This window comes from Pseudomonas sp. Sample_24 (genome assembly GCF_004307605.1).
In the GTDB taxonomy this organism is placed as follows: Bacteria; Pseudomonadota; Gammaproteobacteria; order Pseudomonadales; family Pseudomonadaceae; genus Aquipseudomonas.
Genome location: NZ_RCNW01000458.1, coordinates 2,395 through 6,017, shown reverse-complemented (window position 1 = coordinate 6,017; position 3,623 = coordinate 2,395). Strand labels below are relative to the sequence as shown.

Genomic DNA, 3,623 nt, shown 5'->3' with positions numbered 1-3,623 from the left:
TTGCGGATGAATGCCGGACGGTTGCCGAGGTTGGTCAGGTTGTCGGTGTAGGCCAGGCGCTCAATGCGCTGCTGGGCGAGTTTGGTCTGGGTGATGTCTTCGTAAATGCCGATGTAGTGGGTCAACTCGCGGTTGTCGCCGTAAACCTTGGAGATCGACAACTGCCCCCAGTAGGGTTCCAGGTTTTTGCGCCGGCTTTTGAATTCACCTTGCCAACTGTTGCTCTTGGCCAGTGCCGATGGCGCGTCGAACAGCAGTTCGCTGAGGTTTTCCAGGGCCGGCAGTTCCGACAGGCGCTGGCCGTGGACTTCTTCGGTGCTGTACTGGGTGATCGCGGTGAAGCTCGGGTTGACGTATTCGACCACGCCGTCGCAGTTGACCAGCAAAAAGGCGTTGGCGCTTTGTTCCACCGCACGCTGGAATAGGTGCAGGGCGCTGGTGGCGGTGCGTCGGTTGTGATTGTTGATGACCTGAGCAAACTGATCCGCCAGTTCGCCAGCGAAGGCGATTTCGTCCGACTGCCAGGCGCGGGTCACACCGGTTTGCTCCAGGCACAGTACGCCGACCACCTGACCGTCGACCCGGATGCTGGCGTCGAGCATCGCATTGACATCCCGCGGGCGCAGGCTCTCGGCCATTTCCCGGGTGCGCGGGTCGCGCATGGCATTGTGGGCGTCGATGGCGCGGCCGGTATGCAAGGCGTCGAGGTAGTCGGGGAATACGCTGACATCGATCGGTTCCGGCAGCAGGTATTCCTGGGTCGTGCGGTGATAGGCCGAAATCGGCACCAGCTGCGAGCCTTCGAGGTGCCACAGGCTGGCGCAGTCGATTTGGTAAATGTCGCAGGCGCTGCGGGTGATCAGTTCGGCAGCTTCCTGCAGGGAGTTGTTGCTGCTGTAGCGCTGGCGGGTCAATAGCAGGATCAAGTCCTGCTGGGCGCGGACCCGATCCAGATGCTGCAGTTGTTCCTGCTGGGCGCGCTGGTTGAGCTCAAGGGCGATCTGCAGGCGTGAGTTCTGGGTTTCCAGGTCGAGGGCCGGCAGCAACGGGTCGTCGTCGAACAAACCGTCGATCACCAACAGGTAGCCACGCAACAGGTGTCGGTTGTGTTGTTTGTAGGCTTCACCCAGTTCCAGCAGATTCAGCGAGCCGGAAGCCGTGTGCAGGGTGTAGCGGATCAGATAATGGGTGCTTTCGCTCAGTTGCTGTTGAACCGCGTCATGCAGCTGATAGCGCGCCTCTGGTTCCATGAGGCTGGCGTATGGCGAGCCGACCAGGGCGCACAGTTCCACAGCCGGCAGGCCGAACTGGCGTTCGCAATTGGGATCAAGAAACAGCAGCGCCCAGCTTGGTTCATTCAGCCGCTCGAAACGCAGCATGCCGAGCCGCGAGGGCACAGGCAACTGCGTCACTACCTCGGCCACCATACGGCTGGCGGCATCGGGTTGGCTTTTCATGGAGGGAACTCGCTTCGAATTTGCTGAACGCGCCGGGGCTCTCGCCCTCTTTACTGTTGCCTGCGGCAAGGTTGCATCATTGCGACACCGACTGACAAGAGAGATGAAGGCCAAGTGCTATAAGAATGTGTCGGCAGGCGCGAAGATTTCTGCAATTAAAGCCAAAAGTAATGTTCTCGACGCAGAGATTGCAGCCTTCGTCGGCTCCTGCAGGGGGTATTCCATCCCAACGGGAGGGCTGTCGAAGGCTGCGATTTTTTACTTTTAACGCAACGCAATAGCCACCGACTCTAGAAAATGGCCATCCCGATCGTGATAACGCACATGAATCTGATCCGAATCGACGATCAGATGCGCGAAGTTATCCTGGCTGATCACGTCGCTGGTCAATTCGTGTCGATAGTCGCCGGCAGCGGTCCGGGCCAACGGTTGATCGAGAATGAAGGTCGAAGCCTTGGCATAAGGCAGCAGCTTGCTGTTGCACAGCGGTGACGAAACGATGGTGTTGACCTCGAAAGCCGGGTCTTCGCTGTGGGTCAGGCGGCTGGTGAGGGAGCCGTGGACGTCGCCGGAAATGAACACCACATTCTTTATGCCGTGGGTGCGAATCGTTTCGAGCAGCCGTAACCGTTGCTCGGGAAAGGCTTTCCAGGCGTCATCGCCCAAGCGTTTGCGGTCCGGGTAGAACATCACACTGGTGACCACGAATTTGACCCGGGCCGGGCTGTGAATCAGCCAGTCGCACAGCGCCTGTTCCTGTTCGCGATCAAGAATGCGTCGGTCGTTGGCCGTCAGATTGCGCCGCGTTCTGCTGTCGGTGACAAACCATTCGATATCACCATTGGCAAACTGGTACCAGTAACGCCTTGGTGAATGACTTGGTTGATCTTGGGCATTGAATTCCCCGGCCGGGCTGTGACTGGCTTGATACAGTTCATAAGCTGCCATGGCATTCTTGTATAAATACTCATCATTGCTGTTTTTGTTGGCTGGCCAGTTATCTTCAATTTCATGATCATCAAGAATCATGTAAGTGGGAATGCCAGACATCAGTTTTGCAATATTAGGTTGGGAAAATGCAGAACGATACTTGGCAAGTATCTCGGTGTATTCCCGATCCGGCGCTATGAAGTTCAGATCGTCAACATACACTTGATCGCCCGTCATCAATACAGCATTGATAGGTGGTGACGCGCAGTGTGCAAGTTTGGCGATGGCGGCGAAGATCCGGTCGCCCAGGTGCGGAGCGGAAGGCTGCCCTGCCGTCATGCGCAAATAGCGGCAGGAGCCCACAATATAAGCTCGTGGCATGGCTGCCTTGCTGGCTTGCGTACGCAGGTGATAAACCTCCCGCGGCCACTGTAGAGGCAACTCCTGGACGGATTGCGGATTGTGCAACGGGCACATGGGGCTGAACCATCCAGCCTGGTATTCGTATTCAGTATCGGCAGTGAGATCCTGCAGAACGATGACATCTGACATGTCGCGCGACGGGATCAGTTGGGTAAATAAGCCGTTATTCCAGCGCTCTTCCCCCGCCCGTCGATAACGAATGCCGGCAAATACCAAAGCATCTTTTTGCCATTCTCCGCGCAGGAATATTCGTGCGTCATTAGTTGTTGTGTGGCCAATAATAGGGCCGACAGTAGGCTTGAACATAGTCGAGTCCTTTCGATGTTTTTCTGTTAATCAAAGCGGTAAAGTTATTGGCTGCTTTAACAGCCTTATAACCAAGGCTAGTGATTGAATCGCAAAAAATATCGGGCGGAAACGGACTTGAGTTGTGGGCGATGTCAGCCACAAATGTAGGAAGGATTCTTTCAGAGTAAAAAACGGCGGGCAAAAAAAGCCCCGCCAATTGGCGGGGTTGAGGTACGAGCGTGGCGCTCGGAAACGTGGAACGCGACTGGCCCTCCCGTGAGGGAGGGCCGGCCGGTCTTACAGCAGGATGGTGCGGATGTCCGCCAGCAAGTCGCTCAGACGCTTGGTGAAGCGTGCAGCAGCGGCGCCGTTGATCACACGGTGATCGTAGGACAGCGACAGTGGCAGCATCAGTTTCGGCTGGAAGGCTTTGCCGTCCCAGACTGGCTGGATGGTTGCCTTGGAAACACCGAGGATCGCCACTTCCGGCGCGTTGACGATCGGCGTGAAGCCGGTGCCGCCAAT

General features: G+C 56.9%; 4 protein-coding genes. 1 reads left to right on the top strand and 3 read right to left on the bottom strand.

Features of this window, described 5'->3' with window-relative positions; all coding sequences use genetic code 11:
- A partial coding sequence (locus D8V06_RS26440) for a GAF domain-containing protein (protein ID WP_130932118.1) occupies positions 1-1,457 on the bottom strand: 1,457 nt, incomplete at its 3' end.
- Between D8V06_RS26440 and D8V06_RS26435 the strand changes: the two genes are divergently transcribed.
- Complete coding sequence (locus tag D8V06_RS26435) at positions 1,456-1,725, top strand: hypothetical protein (protein WP_130932115.1); 270 nt, start codon at positions 1,456-1,458, stop codon at positions 1,723-1,725. The genes D8V06_RS26440 and D8V06_RS26435 overlap by 2 nt on opposite strands.
- Here the strand turns inward: D8V06_RS26435 and D8V06_RS26430 are convergent.
- Both D8V06_RS26430 and D8V06_RS26425 read right to left on the bottom strand, forming a co-directional pair.
- Positions 1,722-3,116: an alkaline phosphatase D family protein gene (locus D8V06_RS26430; RefSeq protein ID WP_130903940.1), complete on the bottom strand. Its 1,395-nt coding sequence runs from the start codon at positions 3,114-3,116 to the stop codon at positions 1,722-1,724. The genes D8V06_RS26435 and D8V06_RS26430 overlap by 4 nt on opposite strands.
- 279 nt (positions 3,117-3,395) lie before the next feature.
- The coding region (locus D8V06_RS26425) for a 2-oxo acid dehydrogenase subunit E2 (RefSeq protein WP_177434496.1) at positions 3,396-3,623 on the bottom strand (228 nt) is incomplete at its 5' end.

Excerpts from the sequence above, each read along its gene's own strand:
- D8V06_RS26430 (WP_130903940.1), bottom strand. The coding sequence starts at position 3,116 with ATGTTCAAGCCTACTGTCGGCCCTATTATTGGCCACACAACAACTAAT.
- D8V06_RS26435 (WP_130932115.1), top strand. The coding sequence starts at position 1,456 with ATGGAGGGAACTCGCTTCGAATTTGCTGAACGCGCCGGGGCTCTCGCC.